Annotated in this window: 20 protein-coding genes; 19 read left to right on the top strand and 1 reads right to left on the bottom strand. The window is 49.1% G+C overall.

Annotation, left to right across the window (positions count from 1 at the left end; genetic code table 11):
- Positions 1 to 4: 4 nt before the first annotated feature.
- Positions 5 to 1,831 carry a cache domain-containing sensor histidine kinase gene (locus tag ACR1R9_RS24630; RefSeq protein WP_099858812.1) on the bottom strand — a complete coding sequence of 609 codons (1,827 nt, stop codon included), beginning with the start codon at positions 1,829 to 1,831 and terminating at the stop codon, positions 5 to 7.
- 143 nt (positions 1,832 to 1,974) lie between these two features.
- On the opposite strand from ACR1R9_RS24630, the gene ACR1R9_RS24625 reads away from it, so the two are divergent.
- The 19 genes from ACR1R9_RS24625 (at position 1,975) to ACR1R9_RS24535 (ending at position 25,666) form a co-directional block, all read left to right on the top strand.
- On the top strand, positions 1,975 to 2,856 hold the full coding sequence (locus ACR1R9_RS24625) for a carbohydrate ABC transporter permease (RefSeq protein ID WP_076290579.1): 882 nt from the start codon (positions 1,975 to 1,977) through the stop codon (positions 2,854 to 2,856).
- Positions 2,857 to 3,693, top strand: a complete 837-nt coding sequence (locus ACR1R9_RS24620; RefSeq protein ID WP_099858811.1) for a carbohydrate ABC transporter permease — start codon at positions 2,857 to 2,859, stop codon at positions 3,691 to 3,693.
- Between the two features lie 120 nt (positions 3,694 to 3,813).
- Positions 3,814 to 5,112 (top strand): ABC transporter substrate-binding protein, encoded by a 1,299-nt coding sequence (locus ACR1R9_RS24615; RefSeq protein WP_433922441.1) that lies wholly within the window; start codon positions 3,814 to 3,816, stop codon positions 5,110 to 5,112.
- A gap of 406 nt (positions 5,113 to 5,518) precedes the next feature.
- Positions 5,519 to 6,139 carry a TetR/AcrR family transcriptional regulator gene (locus ACR1R9_RS24610; RefSeq protein ID WP_175382136.1) on the top strand — a complete coding sequence of 207 codons (621 nt, stop codon included), beginning with the start codon at positions 5,519 to 5,521 and terminating at the stop codon, positions 6,137 to 6,139.
- 77 nt (positions 6,140 to 6,216) lie between these two features.
- Positions 6,217 to 8,226 (top strand): alpha/beta fold hydrolase, encoded by a 2,010-nt coding sequence (locus tag ACR1R9_RS24605; RefSeq protein WP_433922442.1) that lies wholly within the window; start codon positions 6,217 to 6,219, stop codon positions 8,224 to 8,226.
- A gap of 240 nt (positions 8,227 to 8,466) precedes the next feature.
- A complete protein-coding gene (locus tag ACR1R9_RS24600) occupies positions 8,467 to 9,417 on the top strand; it encodes a DUF1177 domain-containing protein (protein WP_433922443.1) in 951 nt (316 codons plus the stop codon).
- 96 nt (positions 9,418 to 9,513) lie between these two features.
- Positions 9,514 to 10,185, top strand: coding sequence for an AroM family protein (locus ACR1R9_RS24595; RefSeq protein ID WP_433922444.1), 672 nt, complete (start codon positions 9,514 to 9,516; stop codon positions 10,183 to 10,185).
- A 19-nt stretch (positions 10,186 to 10,204) separates the two neighbouring features.
- The gene (locus ACR1R9_RS24590; protein ID WP_433922445.1) at positions 10,205 to 11,155 is read left to right on the top strand and encodes an aminopeptidase; all 951 of its coding nucleotides are present in this window, start codon (positions 10,205 to 10,207) and stop codon (positions 11,153 to 11,155) included.
- Between the two features lie 228 nt (positions 11,156 to 11,383).
- A complete protein-coding gene (locus ACR1R9_RS24585) occupies positions 11,384 to 12,016 on the top strand; it encodes an aspartate/glutamate racemase family protein (RefSeq protein WP_433922446.1) in 633 nt (210 codons plus the stop codon).
- Positions 12,017 to 12,410: 394 nt separating this feature from the next.
- Positions 12,411 to 13,943 (top strand): PucR family transcriptional regulator, encoded by a 1,533-nt coding sequence (locus ACR1R9_RS24580; protein ID WP_433922447.1) that lies wholly within the window; start codon positions 12,411 to 12,413, stop codon positions 13,941 to 13,943.
- Between the two features lie 312 nt (positions 13,944 to 14,255).
- Positions 14,256 to 15,266, top strand: coding sequence for an ABC transporter permease (locus ACR1R9_RS24575; RefSeq protein ID WP_433922448.1), 1,011 nt, complete (start codon positions 14,256 to 14,258; stop codon positions 15,264 to 15,266).
- Between the two features lie 51 nt (positions 15,267 to 15,317).
- Complete coding sequence (locus tag ACR1R9_RS24570) at positions 15,318 to 16,193, top strand: ABC transporter permease (protein ID WP_076290741.1); 876 nt, start codon at positions 15,318 to 15,320, stop codon at positions 16,191 to 16,193.
- Between the two features lie 70 nt (positions 16,194 to 16,263).
- Positions 16,264 to 16,392, top strand: coding sequence for a hypothetical protein (locus tag ACR1R9_RS24565; protein ID WP_341143034.1), 129 nt, complete (start codon positions 16,264 to 16,266; stop codon positions 16,390 to 16,392).
- 65 nt (positions 16,393 to 16,457) lie between these two features.
- Entirely contained in the window at positions 16,458 to 18,041 is a 1,584-nt protein-coding gene (locus ACR1R9_RS24560; protein WP_076290573.1) for an ABC transporter substrate-binding protein, read from the top strand.
- A gap of 93 nt (positions 18,042 to 18,134) precedes the next feature.
- On the top strand, positions 18,135 to 19,472 hold the full coding sequence (locus ACR1R9_RS24555) for a M20 family metallopeptidase (RefSeq protein WP_433922449.1): 1,338 nt from the start codon (positions 18,135 to 18,137) through the stop codon (positions 19,470 to 19,472).
- A gap of 59 nt (positions 19,473 to 19,531) precedes the next feature.
- Positions 19,532 to 20,509: an ABC transporter ATP-binding protein gene (locus tag ACR1R9_RS24550; protein WP_095206254.1), complete on the top strand. Its 978-nt coding sequence runs from the start codon at positions 19,532 to 19,534 to the stop codon at positions 20,507 to 20,509.
- Entirely contained in the window at positions 20,506 to 21,468 is a 963-nt protein-coding gene (locus ACR1R9_RS24545; protein WP_063567983.1) for an ABC transporter ATP-binding protein, read from the top strand. Before ACR1R9_RS24550 ends, ACR1R9_RS24545 begins: the two co-directional genes overlap by 4 nt.
- Before the next feature lie 256 nt (positions 21,469 to 21,724).
- Complete coding sequence (locus tag ACR1R9_RS24540; RefSeq protein WP_326067385.1) at positions 21,725 to 22,174, top strand: chemotaxis protein CheW; 450 nt, start codon at positions 21,725 to 21,727, stop codon at positions 22,172 to 22,174.
- Between the two features lie 288 nt (positions 22,175 to 22,462).
- Positions 22,463 to 25,666, top strand: a complete 3,204-nt coding sequence (locus ACR1R9_RS24535; protein WP_433922450.1) for a DEAD/DEAH box helicase — start codon at positions 22,463 to 22,465, stop codon at positions 25,664 to 25,666.
- The last annotated feature ends 29 nt before the right edge of the window (positions 25,667 to 25,695 follow it).

Here is a 25,695-nt window from a genome sequence, read left to right as displayed (position 1 = left end):
TTGTTCACTCTCCCGCGTATATTTTGACTATGATCTGCACGCCATTCGGTTCAAGATTGCCAATCGTAAGCGTTGCATTGTATCCCGGAGGGGAGTTCAGTTGGAGTCGGCGCATCACATTACGCAGTCCAATCGACTCGGTTTCGTCCGGTTCCTGTGAGGACTCGGAAGATATAGATGCCGGATGCAACCAACGCTGTATTTCGGACAACTTGTCTTCCGGAATGCACGGTCCGTTATTTTCCAGCCGAATCTGAATCCAATCGTCAGACGTTCGCTGACTGGATATTCGTATCCTGCCTTTGCCAGGCCGGACATCCGCTCCATGCTTGAAGTAATTCTCAATCAAAGGCTGCAAGGTCATCCTCGGCATTTCGGCGCGCAGGGTATCTTCGGCAAAATCCAGTTCAACCTCCAGGCGGTCACCGAACCGCTCTTTTTGTAGTTCCAGATAGAGCCGTGCATGCTCGGCTTCTTCGTTCAAAGTGACCCTTGTCTGGTCACGCATGCTATAGCGCAGCATTTTGGATAGGGAAGAGAGCAGCACATATACCCGTTGTCCTTGCTGTTGAAGCGCCAGTGTACCGATGGATTGCAACGTATTATACAGAAAATGGGGATGAATCTGGGCTTGCAACGCTTTGAGCTGATTCGTTTTATTCGCAATTTCAAGGCGATATTCCCGTAAAATCAAGTTGTTCACCGTATCCATCATATCCCGGAAATGACGGGCCAGCACACCGATCTCGTCCCGACTCGTTAAACGGATATCCACATGCAGGCGTCCTGCCTGAATCTGGTTCATATAACGCATTAATTGCTTGAGCGGTCCGGTGATTCGGATCGAGATGAACAGGGTTGCCACAATGACTAATAACAGCGCAGCAATAGCGATCATGGCATTATTCCAAGTTAAAGTGGTGGCACTCGCGTACAGCGTTTCATTTGGAATCTGTTTTACAATGGTCCAGTCTGCAAATTGGCTTCCTAACTGTTGATACACATACATTGAATGATCTTGTTCAAAATGCCCTGCAGCGGTCTGTACTGTCCCTTCACCGGAACGTGCTGAATTCAGCTCAGTCGCTGCTTCCTGCCGTAATGCATCCGTTCCGGTTACTTCCGACTTTCCTTCGAAAATGATCTGGTTCTTATTGTCGATGACATAGATCTGTTCCTTTGCTGGATCATACAGTCTGCTGCAGATCTCGGCAATGGTATCCATATTCAAATCAATGGCGAGCACGCCCAATCGTTCTGTCGATGGCACATCCTTGATCACACGGTGAAGGGTAATCACCGTTCTTGGAGGATCATCCGCTGACGCTGCCTTGAAGCCGTAGGAATGACTAAGGTGCGCCGATTCGACCCAGATATCCGGGCTTTTTTCGTCCGATTTTCCATGAAGTGAGTCAGAGTAGGCCTGTTTGCGTTCTTCCCGCTTCGGGAAAGGATTCGCAATTAATGTCGATTGATTGGCAGCAAAAGAGTGCAGATACAGCTGGAATACATCGGGTACAGCCGAACGTATCGTCTGCAGAGTGGTGTATACCTCGGCAACTGCACGATAGTCGCCAGGGATTTTCGCCAGATTTCGCAGGAAATTCGGATCATTGTACACAGCAAGCGAAGCCCTTGCCACGTTATCCACGTAATTGTTCAGATTGGTAGACGCCTGAAAGATCAGACGTTTGTTCTCCGCCACGGCCTGCTCACGCAGGGCGGTCTTGGTCTGGATAAACGTCATGCTGATGGATGCCAGCAGCGGGATCGTTGTGGCAATGAGCATAAAAGCGATTAGTTTGGTACGAATGCTGTAGTATTTTGACATCGTGACACCCCTTCTGGTTGCAGGTTAAGAAAGGACAATATTTTACACCCAACTGTTCACCAGGGTCGGTGTTTCCCTGTGCGAGAATGGGGTTTAATAGAACAAGAGACCAATTTCATCCATCTATAGAAGGGGAGAACGATATGAAGCATCGCAAATCTTCACAGCTGTTACAGCAGCTTGTGTTCGTGGGTCCCTCCATCGTCTTTTTTATTCTCATTATCGTGGTCCCTTTCCTGCTTGGCATGGTATATTCCTTTACCGACTGGAACGGGGTGTCGGCGAACATTCATTGGGTAGGATTCGACAATTTCAAGCAAATTTTTTCGAATGATCCCAAGTTTCTATCTGCGTTTTGGTTTACGGTGCGCTTCACCGTGGTTGGTGTAATTTTGACCAATGTTATCGGTTTTTTTCTGGCGTATTTCCTGACCAAGCCGCTCAAGACGAGAAACTTTCTGCGCACGATCTTTTTTATGCCTAACGTGATCGGTGGATTGTTGCTCGGCTTTATCTGGCAGTTCATATTTGTGAAAGGGTTTTCAGCAGTAGGCGACGTAACAGGTTGGTCCTTCTTCAACCTCCCTTGGTTGGGAGACGAGCCAACGGCCTTCTGGGGTATCGTCATTGTATTTGTTTGGCAGACCGCAGGGTATCTGATGGTCATCTACATCTCGTCCTTGACCAACGTATCACCTGATCTGCTGGAAGCTGCCGAAATTGATGGTGCCAGCCGCTGGCAGGTACTGCGCAGCATTATTTTCCCGCTCATTATGCCGGGAGTCACAATCTGTCTGTTCCTTGCAATCTCCTGGTCATTCAAAATGTTTGATCTCAATCTGTCGCTGACTAAAGGCGGACCGTTTGGATCAACAGAATCGGTAGCACTGAATATTTACAATGAGGCTTTTGTGAATAATCGGTACGGCATCGGTACAGCCAAAGCACTTGTGTTCTTCGTAATCGTTGCCATTATCACCATGATTCAGGTACGTGTGACGAAGAGCAAGGAGGTGGAGGCATAGATGGAAACGTCAAAAAATTACCGCTTCAGTACCATTGTAACTGAGATTGTTATGGTGCTCATTGGATTATTGTTCCTGGTTCCGTTTTACTTCCTGTTTGTCAATTCGGTCAAAACATTCGGTGACCTGCTTACCAATTCGGCCGCATGGCCGGAGGTGTTCCAATGGGGCAACTATGCAAACGCCTGGGAGAAAATCAAATTTCCTTCAGCGCTGATGAACTCGCTTATCGTCACCGTAGTCAGCAATCTGCTGCTCGTGTTGATCAGCTCCATGGCCGCCTACCGAATGGTACGCAGCGATACGCTCTTCAACCGGATTTTGTTCGGCGTGTTCATTGCCGCCATGGTGATTCCGTTTCAGTCTATCATGATTCCACTCGTTACCGTAACCAGTAATCTTGGACTGATCGACAGTCTCTTCGGACTCATAATCTGTTATCTCGGTTTTGGCGCACCGATGTCCATCTTCCTGTTCCACGGATTCGTCAAATCGGTTCCGCTCGAAATTGAAGAGGCAGCTCGGGTGGATGGAAGCTCCGCTTACGGCGTGTTCTTCCGGATTGTATTCCCACTCATGAAGCCGATGTATGTTACCGTCATCATCCTGAATACACTCTGGATCTGGAATGACTATCTGCTGCCATCCCTGATTCTGCAAAGCTCCAATTTGCGTACAATTCCGATTGCGACCTTTGCGCTCTTCGGACAATATACGAAGCAATGGGATCTTGCCCTGCCTGCACTGGTGCTTGGCATCATGCCAATTATCATCTTCTTCCTGCTGATGCAGAAATACATCATTCAGGGAATTACCGCGGGATCTGTTAAAGGGTAAGTGCGGGGTAGGAGCCGCTCCGGAATCATGTGCGCTTTCGGTCGCTGCTGCTCCTTGGTGGCCCGAATAAAAAATGCAACGAAGCTGTTATACTGAAACTACTATAGGGAGAGTGTATGTATGAAAAGAATGACCAAGTTGACGTTGCTTATGCTGATTGCTTTTTCTGTAATGCTTGCGGGTTGTGGCAACGGAGATAAGAGTGGAAGTCCTGTCAACACAGACACCCAAGGTGGCGGAGAGGCTGCTGCAGGCGACAAAACGATTAAAATATTCCAGTACAAAGTCGAAATTGCGGAAGCGTTTAACCGTCTCAAAGCGGAATATGAGTCCTCCCATCCAGGAATTAAGCTGGACATTCAGACCGTGGGCGGCGGCAGTGACTACGGCGCTGCATTGAAAGCCAAGTTCGCTGCTGGCGAGCAACCGGACATTTTCAACGTTGGTGGTTATCGTGAGCTGGACACATGGCTCGAATACCTGGAAAATCTGTCAGGTGAAGCGTGGGCAAAAGATGTGCTTGATGTTGCCAAAGAGCCGATGACCAAAGACGGCAAACTGTATGGACAGCCGCTGGCACTGGAAGGCTATGGTTTCATTTATAACAAAGATCTTTTCCAAAAAGCAGGCATCACCGAAATTCCGACGACACTGGAACAATTGGATCAGGCTGCACAGAAACTTCAAGCCGCAGGCATTACCCCGTTCTCCAATGGATATCAGGAATGGTGGGTGCTCGGCAATCATAACGTAAACGTAGCATTTGCGAATCAGGCAGATCCGGTGAAATTTATTCAAGGTCTTAACGAAGGTACGGAGAAAATCCCTGGCAATCAGGTGTTTACGGACTGGATGAACCTGCTCGACTTGACGCTGAAATACAGCAACAAAAACCCGCTCACAACCGACTACAACACTCAGGTAACCCTGTTTGCAAGTGGGGAAGCAGCGATGATGCAGCAAGGGAACTGGACACAAGTACAAATTGATGGAATCGATCCTAATCTGAATCTGGGCATTCTGCCGATGCCAATCACGAATGAACCGAACGACAAATTGTTTGTTGGCGTACCGAACTACTGGGTAGTGAACAAGAATTCGCAAGTGAAACCGGAAGCAAAAGAGTTTCTGGAATGGCTCGTGACATCCGATACCGGAAAACAGTATATGACCAAAGAATTCAAGTTTATCCCGGCGTTCAGTTCCATTCAGGCATCTGAAGAGGATCTGGGTGACCTCGCAACCGATATCATGAAGTACAGCCAAGAAAACAAAGCGTTAAGCTGGAACTTCAACCGTTTCCCTGAAGGTGTTCCACAAGAATTTGGTAGCACGATTCAGGCATATGTGGCAGGCAAATCGGACAAAAAAGCCCTGCTTGATGCATTGCAGCAAAACTGGGATAGTCTGAAAAAATAATTACTCGGAATAGCTATCCGTATAAGTAAAATAGTGCTGTCTCATCCTTAAATGGTTATCCACATACTAGTATCCACAGGCTAATGGAGCCATCCGCACATGATTTGGATGAGTAGTCAACTCAAATAGGTCAACCAGAATACTATTCTGGTTGACCTATTTTTAGTTTTGGGCCTATTTTATCAAAGATCGGAAGAATAACATGAGATACTACTTCTGGAATGTGGATAACCCCATCATATTTAGAGGCCCAATGATATATTTAACACAGAGTTAATACTATATGTGGATATCCTGTGAGTACAGTGTTCTAAATGTGGACAAGTCCGAGAAAATTGGGGCAAAGATCATCTTTTGTTAGCCACATAACTTGTGTTTGTTTAATTAGTACTGTATAGTTCTATTTATGACAAATCAAAAATCGATCTCAGGTTCTGTGAAATCCAAAAGTTCCAATCCGGTTAATCGGACCAAGGCAGTCGAAGTGGCTGCTCAGTTATTTTTGCGTCAGGGATACAGCTATGTCAGCATGGATGAGGTCGTGCGGGCAAGCGGGGTATCCAAATCGAATATCTATTACCATTTCAAAAACAAGGAGGAATTGCTCCAGGCTGTGGTGCAGTACTGGATTGCCCAGTATGAATCGGAGCTCTACTTGCTGCTCAGTCAGCGTGAACGAGAGGTCACAGAACGGATCTATTCGTTCATGGCGTTACTGTCCGCAGGCATGGAAGGGCGCGATTATAAAGGAAGTTGTCCGTTTATTACATTGTATATGCAGACACCTGCCAGCGCACCCGAAGTGAAAGAAAACATAGCCCGTTTCTTTCGTGAGCTGCAGCCGATGATGGAAAAGCTGTTGCAGCAAGGGGTGGATCGTGGCGAATTTCGTAAAGGGATTGAGCCGGGACCGGCTGCTGCATTATTTATCGCTGCATTCGAGGGTTCGCTTGTACTCGCGGAGACTGCACGTGATATAGGGATTATTGAACAATCAGCACGTACCTTTTGTCAGATGCTTCGGTAACGAAGCTCTTTTTTTGAATAAAAATAGTACTATATAGTACTAAAATGAATAATACTAAAAAGGGAGAGAGATTAGAAATGAGTATACATAATTCATCATCATCATTAAACGCAGAACGTGAGACTGACCCCAATCCAGCTAAGAACAACATGGCGACTGAATCAACCACTATTTTGATGACGGGCAGTACCGGATTTATAGGCAAAGAGGCAATAAAACAACTTGGGAACAGTGAAGCGCAGTTATTACTGCTTGTACGCTCGGAATCCAAAGCGAGGATGGTTCTGAATGCATATGGAGTATCGGATTTCAGCCGAATAACGTATATTCAGGGGGATTTGTCAGCTCCAGGCCTCGGTCTAACCAAAGCTGATCGTGAACGTGCTCTTCAGGCCAATATCATAATTCATGCAGGTGGGACGATGGATGTCACATTGCAACCGAAGGTGGCAGAACAGATTTTTATGAATGGAGCAAGAGGCATGGCCGAACTGGCGGAAGATATCCAGCGCACACACGGATTAAGACATTTTATCCACGTGGTTGGTTTTATGAGTCCGTATGGGAGGAAGGATTCTCCGTCCATATCATCACTCAATGAAGGTGTTGGGGATAAGTCGAGCGGGAAGAATTCATTGATTAGTAAAGTGTTCCATTCGGAAAGTGCATATGAACATATGAAATTCGAAGCGGACCGCTATATTCGACAGCATGCTGAGCAGCATTCGTATGTCTTATCTGTTGTTAACCCAAGTACAATCGTGGGTCCATATCCTACAGGGGCAACCGAACAAACGGGCGGAATTGGCATGATGATACAGGCGATGAGAAAACGTAGAATGCCGGTGATTCCTGGTGGTCTACAGCACTGGCTACCCCTTGTATCCAATGATGTGGTTGCACAGACCCTTGTTTTTCTGACTCGGGACAGCAATCCGTCTGGCGGCACATATCCCTTGTTGTCCAGAAAAGCGGACAGTCCGGATATGAAGGAACTGATTCGTTTACTGGCGGCTGAGTTGGATGTATCTGCACCTCGATGGTCAGTGCCCCTGCCCATGATTCATGCAGCGATGAAGGCTGGTGGCTCAAAGATCAGCGGGATACCGCCTGAATCAATCGCGTTTATTACCAAACAGGAGTTTGAAGTTCAGCAAACGGAACGATTGTTTCAGCGAATGGACCAAAAGTTGCCTGAAGTTAGCGAATTATTATCTTACGTGACAGCCGATTTGGATTATCGTTTCAGCTATCCTTCACAGGAGGATCTGCCTAAGAGCTGGACTCGGACACGTAAGGGCAGTCTTGCGGTGCTGGTCCATGAGGGTCAAGGGGAGCCCTGGGTGATAGTTCATGGTTTGATGAGCAGTGCTGACGATATGATCCCGCTGGGAGAAGCGTTATGGAGTATGACGGGAAACCCGATATGGCTTGTGGATCTAGCCGGATTTGGGCGTTCTCCGGTTCATCGGAATAAGGCAAAAGGGGCGGCCTTCAAAGGGCAGGTCGAAGCGGTGCGAAGTGTGCTGGATGAGATACAAGGGCCAGTCAAATTGATAGGACATTCCATTGGGGCAGCGATAGTCGCTGGGGTCATGCAGGGGAGTGGACGTGAAGATATCCAGCTTGCCATGCTACAACCTGTATGGGGGACTCCGAAGGCCGGAATGCAGCGACTGATATCAAGGTTTCCGAGAAGAATGTTGCAAGGACTGTTATCTCGGATGACTCCACAGCAAGTGGCTGGACAGTTAAAAAGAGCAGAAGCTTCGGAGATCGATCCAACCCTGCTAGGAGGCTATGCGAGGAGAGCCTCTTCTGGTTTGAAGTCTCCCCGCATTGCAGGAGCGAATGCTGATTTGCTCCACTGGATACAGTCTCATTCAAACGATAAAGTGTCACAGACAAGTGCAGATGCGCAGCGCACACTCATGGTGTGGGGGACGAACGATAAGGGATACTCGCGCCCCGAAAATATCCATTCATCCGTTCAACGTTTGGAACTTCCCTATGGGCATCAATTCCCACTGTTTCATGCAGGAGAAACAGCTTCGCTGCTTGTGGAATGGCAAATGAAGAGAAGGTAAGTGAAAAAACAAAGTATGCGTTCCAAGAAATATACAATATTCAGTGTACTCGATAATAAAATGTTAAATTATATTACACATACAGTTAGATAAACGGAATGAAAGCGTTATTTTCACTCCCATTTATACTTGTCGCACAATAAAACGATGCTCATTTTGGCAAGGCAGTACATTGTGACCCTCTTCTGAACTGCGATAGACTTGATCTCAAGATCAACAGCTAAGAGGAGGATGTGTACGATGCCACTTCAAAAAACGTTATTGGCACTGGACGCGCTGGACAGCGCTTATGTAAATGGTGAAAGTGTAAAGCAACTATTTGTTCAATATCCACAGGTTTCCGTTGAAGTACTGACCGTACAAGGGGAAAAGGGAAGCACGGATTTTGTTAAAATCATCATCACTGGTACAAACGGCAAGTTGTCAGGAGGGCAGGCTCCGACCATGGGGATTGTCGGACGACTGGGTGGAATTGGCGCCCGTCCAACACGTATCGGACTCGTTTCGGATGCCGATGGCGCCGTCGCTGCTGTTGCAGCAGGACTGAAACTCGCCGATATGCAGACCAAGGGTGATTCGCTCAAAGGTGATGTCATTGTGACTACGCATATCTGTCCAGATGCCCCGACTCTTTCGCATGAACCGGTTGATTTTATGGACTCTCCGGTCGACATTTTACAGATGAACGAACATGAGGTTCTGCCTGAGATGGAAGCTATTTTGTCCATCGATACTACCAAAGGAAACCGGGTGATTAACCATAAAGGCATCGCCATTTCGCCAACGGTGAAAGAGGGATATATTTTACGGGTGAGCGATGATTTGCTCCGAATTATGGAGATGACCACAGGGCAGCTGCCTGTGACCTTCCCAATTACAACGCAGGATATTACGCCATACGGCAATGACTTATACCATATCAATTCTATTTTACAGCCAGCTGTGGCTACACATGCACCTGTTGTAGGCGTAGCAGTAACTGCTCAATCCGCAGTTCCGGGATGCGGCACAGGAGCGAGCCATGAGGTTGATATTGCAAGCGCAGTTCGTTTGGTCGTGGAGACAGCCAAGGAATTCACGAATGGCACCTGTTCTTTCTACAATGTGGAGGAATATAACCTGATTACTCGTCTGTATGGATCAATGAAAGTGCTTCAAACCCCAGGGATCCAGGCAGCTCCGTCTGCATAGTTTAGTCGAGAAGGTCACGGTTGAAGCGGCAGATGGAAACACTGCTGTGCACATACGTGGCTTCTACAGCCGATCTGATATGTAGGAGGCAATAAGATGACCAAGCAGCTTGGCATGATTACGATTGGACAAGCTCCGCGAACTGATGTTGCGCCTGTCATAGAGAAGTATCTAGAGGGACGAGCGGAACTCCTTCAGGTCGGGGTGTTGGACGGACTGTCGGCAACTCAGATCGCTGCGCTGGCCCCGGAACCGGGTGAATATGTGTTGACTTCCCGTCTGCAGGATGGCAGTGCCGCTATCGTATCCCGTGAAAAAATCAGACCGCTGCTGAATCAAAAGATTCGTGAATTCGAAGCCATAGGTGTTCCCAATATTCTGCTGCTGTGCACAGGTTCCTTTCCGGGTCTGCGTTCAGCCAAGGTGCACCTTATTGAGCCTGATCGCATTATTCCGCCAGCCGTACAGGCGATGGCCGATGGCCGCCGTCTGGGGCTTATCGGACCATTGCCAGAGCAAGCGGGACAGCTTGATTTGAAGTTTTCCTCCCTGGTCCAGCCTGCGTTTGCCGCTGCTTCTCCTTATATATCCGGCGAGTCTGAGTTCCGGCAGGCGACGGAATCATTAAAGGGGCGTGTTGAACTCATTTTACTGGATTGCATGGGGTATGATGAGCGCCACCGTCAATGGGTTGCCAATGCCAGCGCAGGAATCCCGGTCATTTTGTCGAATGCTCTAATGGGTAAACTAGTAGCGGAAATGGTCTGACACAGGAGGAGACGAACAAATGAATCAGCAACGAATTGACGTCAGTAAAAATGTTTTGGTGGAATGCCTTGGACTTCGCAGTGGTGAGACACTGGCTGTCGTAGCGGATGATGCCAAGAGAGAACTGGCCGAATCCATATATGAGGCAGGCAAGGCATTGGGAGCAGATGCGGTACTAATGGTGATGAAGGAACGAAGCAAATCTGGTGAGGAGCCGCCTGCACCGATTGCCGAAGCGATGAAGTGTGCAGATGTCGCGGTATGCGTAACGCGTTATTCACTAACCCATACGCAGGCTCGTAAACAAGCGGCCGCTGCTGGAACCAGGGTAGCCACGATGCCTGGCATGACGGATGATATGTTCATGAATGGTGCGATTACCGCAGAATATCCCAAAGTGAAGGCTTTGACAGATAAGGTTACAGCCATGCTGAGTGCAGGGAGAAATGTCCGTATCGAGAAAGATGGACACCAGCTGTCGTTCTCGATTCAGGGACGTAACGGCGTGCCGAGCACAGGTATGTACCTCAATCCAGGTGAGTCCGGCAATTTGCCTTCCGGTGAAGCTTACATCGCCCCCGTTGAAGGTATTGGAGAAGGTGAAATCCTGGTGGATGGCTCAATTGCAGGAATAGGTGCGATCGGTGAACCTGTTCTATTGACGGTTAGAGAGGGCCGCCTTGTTACGGCAACTGGCGCTGAAGGAGACAAGCTGTTATCCATGCTGGGCGAAGGTGATGGTCGAATTCTTGGCGAGTTCGGCATTGGTACCAATGACAAGGCTCGAATTACAGGTGTTGTTCTGGAGGATGAGAAAGTTTACGGTACCATTCATGTTGCTTTTGGAAGTAATAATACCTTTGGTGGCACAGTTGCAGCAGGTGTTCATATTGATGCCGTTGTGCAGAAGCCGGATGTGTACATTGATGATGTGTTGATTATGCGTCAGGGAGAATTGCTCGATCAATAATGAGCAGGAGATTCAGGGATAACCTTGTGGATCAAAAAAAAAGTGAATGAGAGCGTATGCACAACATATCCACAGTGGGGACCAATGCGTAAATTACGCGGTAGTTTTAGGGACAAATACACAACATATTCACAATATATAAAGAGATATCCACATAACTGGGGGTAACTATCAACAGTTTGTGGGTAACATATGCACAAGATATCCACAGCCTGGGGAGGAATGCTGATGTTGGGTCTTATCAGAGTGATTACGCTTCATCATGAAGAAGATATCCACAGACACGGGGCACTGATTGAAGGACGTTATGGCATTCAGGTTCGGAGTCGCTGCATTTCCGATCAACCGCTGGGGGTATATGATCAGGCCACAGAGCTTGAATCGATTCCCAAAATTGTAGATCTGGCACGAAAACTCGAACAGGAAGGCTGTACCTCTATCGGTATCAGTTGTGCAGCCGATCCGGCTCTTGCAGAAATGCGCGCCGCAGTTCACATCCCAGTCTATGGAGCAGGATCATGTGCTGCTCATCTTGCACTCACATCAGCGGCGCGTGTAGGTGTATTGACCATCCTAGAGGAGGTGCCTCATCTGATTCGAGGAATACTAGGTGATGCCTATATTGGGATGGAGCGTCCAGAAGGTGTGGTAACTACGCTGGATCTCAACACACCACAGGGGCGAATCGCGGCTATGGAAGCCGCCAGAAGACTGAAGGCGGAGGGCGCCGAGTCCATCGTTCTTGCGTGTACCGGTTTTGCAACGATGGGTTTCGCCGTGGAAGTGGAAAAAGAACTGCATATCCGGGCGCTTGACCCGATCTATTCATTAGGGGCAGCTGTGTCTGCGTTGAATGTCTGATCTACGGAATGCCGGATGTGGGTATTGGATGATTTTATATTTGGGTTAATTTGATTTTGACGCCGATGCAGTGTGTATAACTGTACCGGCGTTATTTGCGTTGGATAAGGTTATCGGACTCTTGGAATAGCATGGCGTTGATCTGCAAGGAGTGTGGGGATAACTTTTCTGATTTTCTAATGTGAAGCGATAAAGTAATAAATTTATTTTTTGTGTTATGAACTGCTACTAACAACGAATTATGATTACTTTATTTTATGAAATTAAATTATAACTTACGGATATCACAGAAATTCCCGTTTTTTTTGATCAGATAGTCTGGTAAACTATCCAAAAAAATTAGATACAGTATGCAAAAATGATTTGCAAATCTGGCTCAGGGTGGTCGATAGGCTTGAAAACGACAGGTATAACATTGAAAGAACTGTTGAATATTCCTATACTCAGCAAGGCCAAAGTCATTAGTGGGCACCAAGGATTGGATCGGGTTGTACGGTTCGTGGATATTATGGAGGTGCCGGATCTGCAAGGATGGTTGCGAGAAGGCATGCTTATGCTGACGACAGCCTATTCGATTCGTGATAATCCCGGCTTGCTCGGAGAACTAATCTATACCCTTAATGAAGCGGGGGCGGCTGCTCTGGCTATCAAGCCTGCGCGTTTTCTCAAAGAAATCCCGAAGGAAGCCGTTGCAGCCAGTAATAACTGCGGTCTGCCCATCATTGAAATTCCTCCGGAAATACCCTACATGGATATTACGCAACCTGTTATGGAACTGGTGCTGGATCGACAGGCCGCACTTCTCCGCAGGTCAGAGGAAGTATATCGGACACTGATGACCATGGTACTTGAAAACAGTGGAATTCAGGCGGTGGGGGACAATGTGGCCGAGCTGCTTCAGGCACCTGTGGGTGTTATCGACAATGCTGGTCAGATGATTGTGTCCTCACCGCCGGATTATGACTGGAAAGAAGCTGTGGACCCACTCGTATGGGAGATAAATCTGGATCGGCGGAAGGTTGCCCGATTGCTGGTGGACAAGGACTCCCTGGATGAAATGGAACAAGTCGGCATTGAGCAAGCCAAATTAGTATTATCCCTGGAATTGATGAGAAACAAGGTGGCGGAAGATACCGAATTGCGTCTTCGGGGCAATTTCATTGACGAACTGCTGACACCGCCTCTGCTGTTGCCACATGAAGCCGAATCGAGAGGCCGCAAGCTTGGCATGAACCCAGAGCATTTATGGGAAGTAGCTGTGATGGAAGGGGAGACTGCTCCTGATGAAGATCTATTGACTGAATTACTTGGTCAGGAGGCCAGAAAACGGAGGGTAGCGCCTCATATTGAGTTTCGGACAAACAGGGCGGTGCTCTTTTTGCCAACCCCGGAGTCTCGGGATGCGGCATGGATGGATGACGTTCAATCCTGGTCTGATACCATTGGACTATGGCTCGAAGATCCGGCCAACAAGCTTGGACAATTCAGGACAGGCGTGGGCACTCAGGTTCCACTTTGGAATATGCATCAAAGCTATGGTGAGGCCAGAAATGCCCTGCTGGTATCCTCACGCTTGTCGGGTGGGCGTACAACCCGGTTTGAGGATGTGGAGGTATATCATTTGCTTAGCGAAACGGCGGATGATCCGGGTTTTGCGGCATTGTTTGAGCGGAAACTGGGGAAATTGCGTGCTTATGATGATGAACACGGTGGGGATCTGCTGCGTACGTTTTTTTATTATCTGGAGAGCCGTGGCAGCCTGATCGAGACAGCAAACCGCCTCTATATTCATCGGAATTCTGTGAAATACCGACTGGAGCGAATACGGGACATTACGGGCTTCGACCTGAATCATCCGCGTGAACAATTTGTCTGTCATCTGTGTCTTGTGTATTACTACATGAAGCAGGATAAACAAGAGGTGTAGGACCTGCCAATCGGACAATTGTTTTTACAGCAATACCAACAATGAACTTTATGGTAGATATAGGTCGAAAAATAGCGAACTATGTCTTATGGTGTAATTTAACATGACATTAATAGGAGACATTAGTGCACAATCGACAAACGGTTGTGCTTTTTTTTAGCTAAAAGGGACGTAGTTCGACGCTCGGATTCTAGGTAAAATAAGCACAATTACAAAGAAGAGACGGATAAACAGATAAGTTTTCAAGACTGAGCCGTCCACAGAGAACCGTAAAACAGCAAGTGAGACATCAGAGTTAAAGGGGTTGATCGATTGTTTGCTTACGCGCTCCGAAGGCTGCTGCAGATGATTCCGGCGCTGATCGGCATTGTGGTGATTACTTTCATCCTATCCCGCGTTCTTCCGGGAGATCCCGCCATTGTCATGGCTGGCGAACAGGCCACGGATGATGTCATCGCCAAAATCCGAATGGACATGGGATTGGACAAGCCATTATTTGTACAGTTTTTTAGTTACGTGGGACAGTTGCTCCAAGGGAATCTGGGATTTGCCTACCATACCGGTCATACGGTGCTAAGTGACTTCGCTACCCGCTTTCCGGCAACCATCGAGCTGACATTGGCCAGTGTGATTATAGCCATCTGTGTTGCAATTCCGGTAGGCATTATCGCTGCAACTCGAAAAGAGTCCTTTATCGACCACATCTCCAGGGTGTTCTCACTGATTGGAGCATGTGTACCGATTTTCTGGTTGGGACTGCTATTTATTTACATCTTCTATTCCATCCTCGGCTGGGCACCAGCTCCAATGGGACGCATCAGCGGAGACCTCAATCCACCGACGCATATTACCGGATTGTACGTGGTAGACAGTCTGATGACCGGAGATATGGTTGCACTCAAAAGCAGTCTTGCTCATTTACTGCTTCCGGCCATCTGCCTGAGCACAGGGACAATGGCGATTGTAGCGCGTATGACAAGGTCCAGCATGCTGGAAGTCATCGGACAGGATTATGTACGTACCGCACGAGCCAAGGGCTTGAGCGAAACCGCGGTCGTCGGCAAACACTCCCTGATCAATGCTCTGATTCCCACGTTGACCGTTCTTGGCCTGCAGTTTGGCGGATTACTCGGTGGTGCGGTAATCACGGAAACTATCTTTTCCTGGCCTGGCGTCGGCGGTTATGTGACAGATTCGATTCTGGCTGCCGATTATGCACCAATTCAGGCATTCACACTGGTAAGTGCCATTCTGTTCAGCTTTATAAATCTGGCGGTGGATCTGGTCTATGGATTGATTGATCCACGAATCCGTTATGAATAGGGTCGCCGCGAAAGGAGGAGTACCGCTGTGAGTACTGCCGCACCGACTTCCATGGGAACCAAACCTGCACCAGCGGTTGTTCCCAAACCCAAAACCTTTCTGAGACTGTTGCTCCGCAATCGGCTCGCTGCAATTGGTCTAGCCTTTATCGTGATGTGGACTATCATCGCAGCTATTGCCCCCTGGATTGCCCCTTATGATCCGTACGTGACGAATACGGCTGTGAAGCTGGAATCCCCATCAGGTGGTCACTGGTTCGGTACCGATAACTATGGTCGTGACATTCTGAGTCGTGTTCTGTATGGAGCCAGAATCAGCATCTGGACAGGCTTGATTGCCGTCAGTATCTCGTTTGTCATCGGGGTTCCGCTGGGCGGAATCGCTGCTTACTACGGCGGACGTACTGGCAATATCATCATGCGGGTGATGGATGTATTGCTTGCATTTCCCTCGCTGGTACTCTCCATGGCAATTGCAGCTTCCATCGGCAACGGACTGACAAGTGCCATGATTGCTGTAGGGATTGTGGGTATTCCCGAATTTGCCAGATTAATGTATGGGCAGACCGTATCCCTGCGCGAAAAGGAGTACGTGGAGGCCAGCAGAGCCATTGGAGTGAGGGACAGAGTGATTCTGTTTCGCCACATCTTGCCGAATGCTTTGGCACCGCTGTTGGTACAAGCCACGCTTGGTATGGGCTTTGCCATCCTGACGGCATCCAGTTTGAGCTTTCTCGGTCTTGGCGTCAAACCGCCTACAGCCGAGTGGGGAGCCATGATCTCTGAAGGTCGGGAGTATATCATTTCCGGACAATGGTGGCTCGTGACATTCCCTGGACTGGCTATAGCCACATCCATTCTTGGCTTTAACCTGCTCGGAGATGGTTTCCGTGATGTACTGGACCCAAGGTTGCGTTCGGGAAAATAGGGGTGGGTTACCATCTGCCTCTACAGAACCGATTCATAGATAGCTGGCTGGGGGAACCGATTTGCGGGGAATGCCTTGGAATAATGGCATGCAAGGTTCCATCACCGTCAGTAGGCAGATTGAAAGCTGCTGCGGTTGGTATCAGGAATATGAGTTAGTTACATTCCGGGGTATTGGCCCACACATTCACTTTGTCTAATAAAAGCTGCAACGTTTTACAGTATCGCATCATAAGACTGGTTCAAAAAGGGGAGGAAACTAATAATGAAAAAGCTCAAATGGTTTTCTGCAATGATTGCTCTTACCGTTGTTCTCGGTGGCTGTGCCAGCAATGCCAATCAGCAGCCTGCGGCATCCGGCTCAGGAGGGGAAACAAAACCTGCGCCAACACTGACGGTTGCTTACTCTGAGGGTGGAACTACGATGGACCCGGCGGAGGCGAATGACCTGACCTCGGATACATTGGTACTGGCAACCTATGACCAGTTGGTAACCTATGGTGTCAAAACGGTAGATGGTGCTGATGTAGCCAACACGGAGGATATTCAGCCGATGCTCGCCGAGAGCTGGGAAGTGTCTGCTGACAATACAACGTATACATTCAAAATCAAAAGCGGTCTGAAATTCCAAAGTGGAAATCCGGTCAATGCGGATGCGGTTGTGTACTCTTTTGACCGTGTGGCGAAGTCCAGCTCCGGCAGCTTTCTATACGGAATGGCCGACATCAAGAGCGTGACCGCCAAGGACGACTCCACCGTTGAGATCGTACTGAATAAAGCAAACCACATGTTCACCCAGATCATTGCCATGTATACCTTCTCCATTGTGGACCAGAAGCTCGTCGAGGAAAAAGGTGACGATTATCTGAAAACAAATGCTGCGGGATCAGGCCCGTTTACACTTGAAAAATGGGACCCGGCCAGTGAAGCGGTCTTCCAGGCCAACAACGACTACTGGCAGGGAGCACCGAAACTTAGCAAAGTCACGCTGAAATTCACGAAGGAAGCCTCCAACCGTGTGCTGCTGCTCAACAAAAGTGACGTGGACATGGCGATCGAGATTCCTCCAAAAGATGTTGCAGCTTTGCAGGAGAATAGTAATTTGACCATCAAGTCGAATGCGAGTAATCGCATTTTGTTCTTCGCGATGAACAACAATGTCAAACCGTTTGATAATGAAAAAGTGCGTCAGGCCATCAACTATGCGATTCCTTATGACCAATTGATCAACGATGTCATGTATGGTCAGGCCAAAGAGATGAAGAGTGCTGTAGCGAGCAACACACCAGGTTTTACGGATGCAGGCTATGTGTACGAGTACAATCTGGACAAAGCCAAGGAATTGTTGAAAGAAGCAGGGTATGCGGAAGGGTTCAGCTTTGACTTTACCCTCGGTTCGGGCTTTGACGATTGGGAATATGATGCGGTTCTGATTCAAGCAGAACTGGCCAAGATCGGTGTCAAAATGAACATTAACAAAGTTGCTCGTGCGCAGTTCCTGGAACAGCAAAAAGACGGGAATTTAGTCTCTTACATTTCCAAATGGACTTCTTTTGTTAACGATCCTGGATACCATCTGGGCTTCCTGCTCTATGGTGAAGGCTCTTCCAACTACATTCATTACAACAATGCGGAAGTTAACAAACTGTGGGAAGAAGCAGGCGCCGAACCGGATCAGTCGAAACGCAACGAGCTATACATGAAGGCGCAGGAGATTATTACGACAGAAGCGCCATGGGCGTATCTATACGAATACAACCGGGTTGTCGGCATGAATAACAAGGTCAGCGGATACGTGTATTACCCGGATGAAGTTCTGCGTTTCTACCCACTTAGCAAGGAGCAGTAAAAACGGACGATTTGGGGGACAGGCAGTCATGCCTGTCTTCTGACAATTCGTACTGACCACAATACAGCCCATATTGAGAGGAGCCTGAACAGGATGGATTGGAAAAGGAAGGTACTTGATGCAATCGAGGAAGGCCAGAATGAATTACTGGAGCTCTGTTCACAACTGATTCGTTTTCCGACGGAGAACCCTCCAGGGGATTCGCGTGAGATTAGTGCTTTTATTATCGAATATCTGCATCAGGCCGGAATCGACACCAAAGTACATGCGGCAACGGAAACGATGTTTAACCTGATCTCCACGTTGAATGGAGAAGGGACGGACAAGTCAGACAAACATCTGATTTTATGTGGTCATACCGACGTTGTGCCAGCCGGTGATCTTTCCCGTTGGGATTTTGATCCGTTCTGCGGTGAAATAAAGGACGGATATATGCTTGGACGCGGGGCATCTGACATGAAAGGTGGGCTTGCGGGCCTGATCTTTGCAACGGTTATTCTGGCAAAGTTGAATGTGCCTTTGCGCGGAGATCTGTCGCTGATGATTGTTCCGGATGAAGAGACAGGCGGTGACCTGGGGGTACCATGGGTTCTGGAGCGTGGACTTGCAACCGGAACTGCCGCGGTAATTGCAGAGCCATCCAGCCCGCAGCATCCAACCATTGGACAAAAGGGGAGCTGCTGGTTTGAGTTTACGGTGGAAGGTACACCGGGTCATGGCAGTCTTCAACCCATTGTAGGCGATAATGCGATTGTGAAGGCAGCCAAAGGCATTGAAGCATTGCAGCGTCTATGGGACATCAAGCCGGACATCCCGGAAGAGGTGAAGGATATTATCCGCATCTCGCAGGAATATGCGCGTGATCGGGAGAAGGCGGGTCTGGCCTATCAGGTGTTCGACCATGTAACAGTGAATATCGGTTCAATTCAGGGTGGAACCAAGGTGAATGTGGTAGCGGATCGCTGCACTGTTCAGGTGGACTCCCGCGTTCCATTTGGTGTGGATTACCGCGATGTATTGGACCGTGCTCGCTCGCTTCTGCTTGAAGCAGGAATAGAATCAGAGCTGAAGCCGTTCGGCTTCCAGGGCAATGCCAACTGGACTCCAGCGCATGAACCAATCGTGAGCCAATTGGTGGAGAGTATCAGCGAAGTCAGTGGTGAAGAGGCGTACGGTGTGCTGCAATGGGCATCCAGCGATGCCCGCCACTTCCGTAATCATCAGATTCCGGTATTGCAATATGGTCCGGCAGAGCTGTCCACGATTCACAATTTTAACGAAAAAGCACCCGTATGGCAGATTATCCAGTGTGCCAAAGTGTACGCGTTGAGCGCGCTTAAATATTTGGGCGTGGAAGGTATGGAAGATGAGACGTCATTAAAGAATTCGAATGGTGCGGCTTCCGAAGAAGCCACGACGTCCAAGCGTTAATTTTTTTAGAAGGAGCAAAGCTAAAGGTTCAGAACGTAAAGGCATGGGAGGGGAACAACATGACTGAACTGCTCGAAGTTTCGGATTTGCGGACAGAGTTCATTACGGATGCAGGTGTGATACGCGCCGTGGACGGGATCAGCCTTTCCATACGGCAGGGTGAAACGCTGGGTATTGTCGGAGAATCGGGATGCGGGAAAAGTATTACATCATTATCAATCATGCAGTTGCTCCCCAAAAAGATCGGCCGCGTGGCGTCAGGTGAAGTCCGTTTCCAAGGGAAAGACATGCTTAAGTTGTCCGGGCGTGAAATTCGCCGAATTCGGGGTAACCGAATGGCCATGATTTTTCAGGAGCCGATGACCTCACTCAATCCGGTATTCAAAATCGGCAAACAAATCTCGGAAGCGGCACGATACCATCTGAAGCTGGGCAAAAAAGAGGCTTGGACACGGTCGGTTGATATGCTTCGCAAAGTCGGCATTCCCCGTCCTGACAAAATTGCAGAACAATACCCGCACCAGCTCTCAGGTGGCATGCGCCAGCGGGTGATGATCGCCATGGCGATGGTATGCAGTCCGCAGCTGCTCATTGCAGATGAACCAACAACAGCCCTGGATGTGACCATCCAGGCACAGATTCTGGACTTGATGCGTGACCTCCAGCGGACGGAGAATATGGCAATCATGATGATCACTCATGATCTTGGTGTTGTAGCTGAGATGTGTGATCGCGTCATGGTGATGTATGCCGGGCAAGTGGTGGAAGAGACGGATGTCAAAACCCTTTTTGCCGATCCCAAGCATCCATATACTCGCGGTCTTTTGGCTTCGCTGCCACAGCTTGCGGGTGATCAGGATCGTCTTCAATCCATTCCAGGTCAGGTACCGAATCCCGCCCATATGCCGTCCGGCTGTCGCTTTGCTCCTCGTTGCCCGGTGAAGGAAGCACGGTGCGAGACGATACAACCCGAATTACTGGAGACAGCACCAAGTCATAGCTGTCGCTGTCTGCTGCAACAGGAGGGGATTATATGAGTGCGATATTGGAAGTCAGAAACCTCAAGAAGCATTATCCTATCCGCAAGGGCCTGTTTTCCAAACAGGTCGGTGCCGTCAAAGCCGTCGATGGTGTAACGCTGTCTGTGGAGCGCGGGGAAACACTCGCTGTGGTTGGAGAGTCCGGTTGCGGAAAATCCACCACGGGGCGTGCCATCCTGCGTCTGATTGAGCCGACGGATGGCGAGGTGTTCTTCGAAGGAAAGGATGTACGGAAGCTTCCGCCAGAAGAGCTTCGCCGTTTCCGTACGGATATGCAGATGGTGTTCCAGGACCCATACGCCTCACTGGATCCGCGCTGGACGGTACAGCGCACACTGGAGGAGCCGCTGCTCACCCACCATAATCTGAAAAAAAACGAGTTGAAAAGCCGAATCGAAGAGCTGATGGAAGTGGTCGGATTATCCCCCTATCAGGCACATCGCTTTCCGCACGAGTTCTCGGGTGGACAACGGCAACGGATCGGGATAGCCCGTGCTCTCGCTTTGAATCCCAAATTCATTGTGTGTGACGAGCCCGTGTCAGCGCTGGATGTGTCCATTCAGGCTCAGGTGCTGAACTTGATGCAGGATCTGCAGGAACAATTCGGACTGACGTATATGTTCATCTCTCATGACCTGTCTGTCGTTAAGTTCATCAGTGATCGTGTGGCTGTCATGTATCTGGGCAAAGTGGTCGAGCTTGCGCCCACTTCCGAACTGTTTACCGAAGCACTGCATCCATATACCAAAGCATTGATGTCCGCTGTTCCGGTTCCTGATCCGAATGTGCAAAAGGAACGAATCGTCCTGGGCGGCGATGTGCCCAATCCGGAAAATCCACCTTCCGGCTGCACGTTTCATACTCGTTGTCCGTATGTGAAGGACGAATGCCGCTCTGTTATCCCGGAGCTGCGGGAGATTTCACCAGGACGCCAGGTGGCATGCCATTTGTATTAGAAGTGATCATTTGAGCTGAAAAATACGTTTAGAAAATGCAAACAAACCTCCAGTTTACTGGGGTTCTGTTTGCGTTTTTCTTTTTTTATCTTCTCTTCTGCCATTATTTCTGACGATAGTATCTCCATATTAAGAAATGGGTAAAAATTTTTCTCCCGTCAACCGATATAAACACAGAGAATGCAACATGAAATGTAATTATTCATGATCAAGATGACTATAAAAAGCTTCTATTGAAATTGAAAACAAGAAGGGTATGAAAACATCTATGGATGAGGAAGTTCAAATTCAATACATTAATTTCTCGGTCGGAAATCAGATTTGTGCGCTTCGAATTGATGAAGTTCATGAAATTATTAAAATGCTCCCGGTAACCACCGTTCCTTTTGGCAGTCCTGAGATTAAGGGTTTCACGCCCTTGTACGGCAAAGTGGTCTCTGTTGTGAGTGTACGCGTCCTGCTCGGCTTGCCTGACGAGGAGACTACACCTTCCACGCGTATCATTGTTGTGCCTTATCACGACGATTATGTACCGCTCGTCGTCGATTCCGTGGATTCCGTGGTGATGTATGATCGGTTTGAAGAGCCTACGGAAGAATATCGTCGTTACACAACGGGAATATTCAAGGAAATCGCACACAATGACGATCATGAAGCTGGCATTCTTAATTTGGATGTATTGCTCGGTAATTTAACCAAATCGTAGTAAACGCACGCTGAAATGTTATATACAAAGCACATATCCGCTTGCTTATGATAATGCTCCTTACCCCTTCGTGGGGGTTAGGGGCATTTTTTATTGTGATCACCCTATCCTTGAATGCAATGAAGCGGTGTGTTTCACCTTTTAACAGGCATACATAATATAGTATGAAGTGGTTTGAAGATGGTTTTTCGAAGTAATGTAGCACTTTTTATCCGTAAAAGTTTTTAAATCCGAGCATTTTCGTATATGATGGAGAGTAACAATGCGAAGGGATGACGGGAGACTGTAATGATGCAATCGCTGTATGGAGTATGGCTTGGTGACGTATTTTTTTGTTTTTCCGGTGAAACATCGGAACCACGTGTGGATGCGTGGAGCCACGTGGTACGGAAGCTGAATTTTGGCGACGGGGGTCGTCTGTTTCAGCCTGCCGCTCTGCGCCTTGCGGAGCTTCGTTGGCCCAATCCGATGCGTAATGCCGCGGAAGCGAAGGGTACGAAGCGACGTCAATTGCTCGGACGGACGTTGGAAGGGCTCGCAATCTCGCCAAAAGATACATTCAAGCTGCTGCTCCATTGGGACGACAGTATATTGAATGCGGCAGGAATTAAGGCCGGAGAAGAGATTCGATACTGGGTAAAAGCAGCACAGTTTACACAGGAACTGCTGCTGCGCGGAGAATTTGCTCCGTCCGCTGAGTTTGCGGCCAAGACGGGGGCGCGTCGTCGCACCGGACAGGAAACGTTGACAGGCGTATGGCGTCCACGTCTGTTGCAGGAAGCAGATGTAGAACGATTCCGGGAGTTGGCGGAATCTATGCCGCCGATCGGATTGTCTGCTCCCGGAGCATACGCATCTTCTGAACCGGAATCACGGGAGGAAGCGGGAGCGGCCGTATTATTTTCATTTATGAGCGGAATGATCCATGCGGTTGTTACGGGTGAGATGGAAAGCATGGACAGTGAGCTGTCTCGTTACCGCACGCCATTTCGGCGTGGGTCTTCTCCGGTAGCAGAGCTGTGGTGGAATAGTCTGATCTCGATGTTCCGCCCGGTGACGGTGCAGGGACCTACGGAGGAAATGGCAGAACTCATTGGAACACTGCAAGAAGCTGGCGGTACTGCGAAACCCGTGGTAGGCAGTGAAGAAACGGCTCCCACGGAAGGTGAGTTGAAACTGGTACTGCGGCTGGAACCGCCCCTTGGTGATCATGAATCATTGTGGGGGATTACCTTCTGGGCAGACAGTGTGCAGGAATCTGGCCTGAGATTGCCTGCACGCACGATCTGGGCTCATCCGGAACGAGATCTGGACCGAGGCAAAGTACGTTATATTTCAGCTGCAGAACAGCTCCTGATGGCGCTGGGGCATGCATCAGAACTGGCACCGGAGCTGGAAACGGCGCTTCTTCATGCACGACCGGAAGGAATGAAACTGGAACAGCAAGCCTTTTTCGAATTTTTGACCTACGCTGTGCCTCGTCTGCAGAAGGCGGGCGTAACCGTGTTAATGCCTTCCCGCTGGAGCCGTGCAGGGAAACGCCGCGCTGGACTACGTCTGCAGATGCTCAATCGGGGAATAGAAAGACCGGTTGGGGCCCCGTCTTCACTGGGTATGGAGCAGCTGGTTGCCTTTAAGGCAGAACCGATGCTGGACGGCAAACCGGTTACGGCGGAGGAGCTGGCTGCGCTTGCAGAAGCAACGGTACCTTATGTGATGTTCCGTGGCGAATGGATTGAAGTGGATACAAAAGAGATTCGTCAGGTACTGCGTTATATGAAAAAAGAAGAAGAACAATATATGCCACTCTCCGAATGGCTGCATCTGGCAGCTGAAGAAGGCGAAGATACCGCTTGGAAGGGGCTTTCCGTCTTTGGTGCGGAATCCGAGGGGCTGCTGTCCTTTTTGCTCGACGGACAGGTGCTCCGCAGTATTGAGCCTCGGCAGGTTCCGGGAGAGCTGCATGGTGAGTTGAGACCCTATCAAGAGCGGGGGTACCAATGGTTATCCGCCATGCGTGAGCTTGGTTTCGGAGTATGTCTTGCCGATGATATGGGGCTGGGGAAAACGATACAGGTTATTACCTGCCTGCTGGACTTGAAACATGAGGAACAGCAAGCTGCCGCGGAGGAAGCACGTGAGCACGAAGCGTTTATGAGGATGGAAGAAGAGTCTGCGAACGGTGAACAGCCGCACGTGCATGATGCGCATCTGCCTGCACTTATTGTGTGCCCTACCTCGCTGCTTGGGAACTGGCAGCGTGAGCTGAAGCGGTTTGCCCCGAATCTGTCGTTATATATTCATCATGGCGGACAACGGTTGCACGGCAATGCCTTCCAGTCAGAAGCACAGTCCCATGATATTGTGCTGACGACCTATCATCTGGCTGGCCGGGATGGCCCGGATCTGGCTTCGTTGCACTGGTCTACCGTTGTGCTGGATGAGGCGCAATATATTAAAAATTACCGCACAAAGCAAGCGCAAAGCGTCATGCGTCTGTCTACGCCGCATCGCATTGCGATGACGGGTACGCCAGTGGAGAATCGACTAAGCGAGCTGTGGTCCATTTTCCAATTCCTTAATCCGGGGTATCTGGGTACGGCTTCTTCATTCCGCCAGCGCTATACCGGACTGGGCCCATCCGAAGAAAATGCAGCTTCTTTGCGTGAGCTTCATCGGCTTGTATCGCCCTTTATGCTGCGCAGACTGAAAAGTGATCCGGATATCCGCAAGGATCTGCCGGAGAAGCTGGAACTGAAATCCTATTGTTCCCTGACACCAGAGCAGACCGTTCTGTATCAGCGGGTGGTGGATGATCTGATGGGCGGATTGGATGGACGAAACGGTATCGCCCGTAAAGGAATTGTGTTGTCATCACTGACCAAGCTGAAGCAAATCTGTGATCATCCGGTGCTGGCGGACAGCAGCCGGAAGGAACATGGTAAAGCTGAGGCATCCGGCAAAATGGAACGTTTGCTGGAATTGGTGGATGCGATCCGTGACAATGGGGAGTCTGCGCTGATTTTCACTCAGTATGTGGCGATGGGAGAACTGCTCGTATCCAGGCTTACACAGCGGTATGAGGAAGAACCGTATTTCCTGCATGGTGGTGTTTCGAAGTCACAAAGGGATGATATGGTGGAAACCTTCCAAAAAGGGGAGGGCCCATCCTTGTTCGTCCTGTCTCTTCGTGCCGGGGGTGTAGGCCTGAATCTGACGCGTGCCAGTCATGTCGTTCACTACGATCGGTGGTGGAATCCTGCGGTGGAGAATCAGGCAACAGACCGGGTATTCCGAATTGGGCAGAATCGAAACGTACAGGTGCATAAGCTGATCTGTCAGGGTACCCTGGAGGAACGGATTGATGAGCTGATTGAGAGTAAAAAGGCGCTTTCTGAGCAGGTGGTCGGTTCCGGTGAGAACTGGTTGACCGAGATGTCGGATGATGAGCTGCGCGGTCTGATCTCGCTTCAGGGCGAGACATGGCTGTAGGTTGCGAGATAAATAGTACATGCAAAATA

The organism is Paenibacillus taichungensis, from assembly GCF_050994985.1.
GTDB classification, from domain to species: Bacteria; Bacillota; Bacilli; order Paenibacillales; family Paenibacillaceae; genus Paenibacillus; species Paenibacillus taichungensis.
The sequence above is the reverse complement of the archived record's forward strand: the minus strand, read 5'-3'. Positions and strand labels throughout refer to the sequence as shown.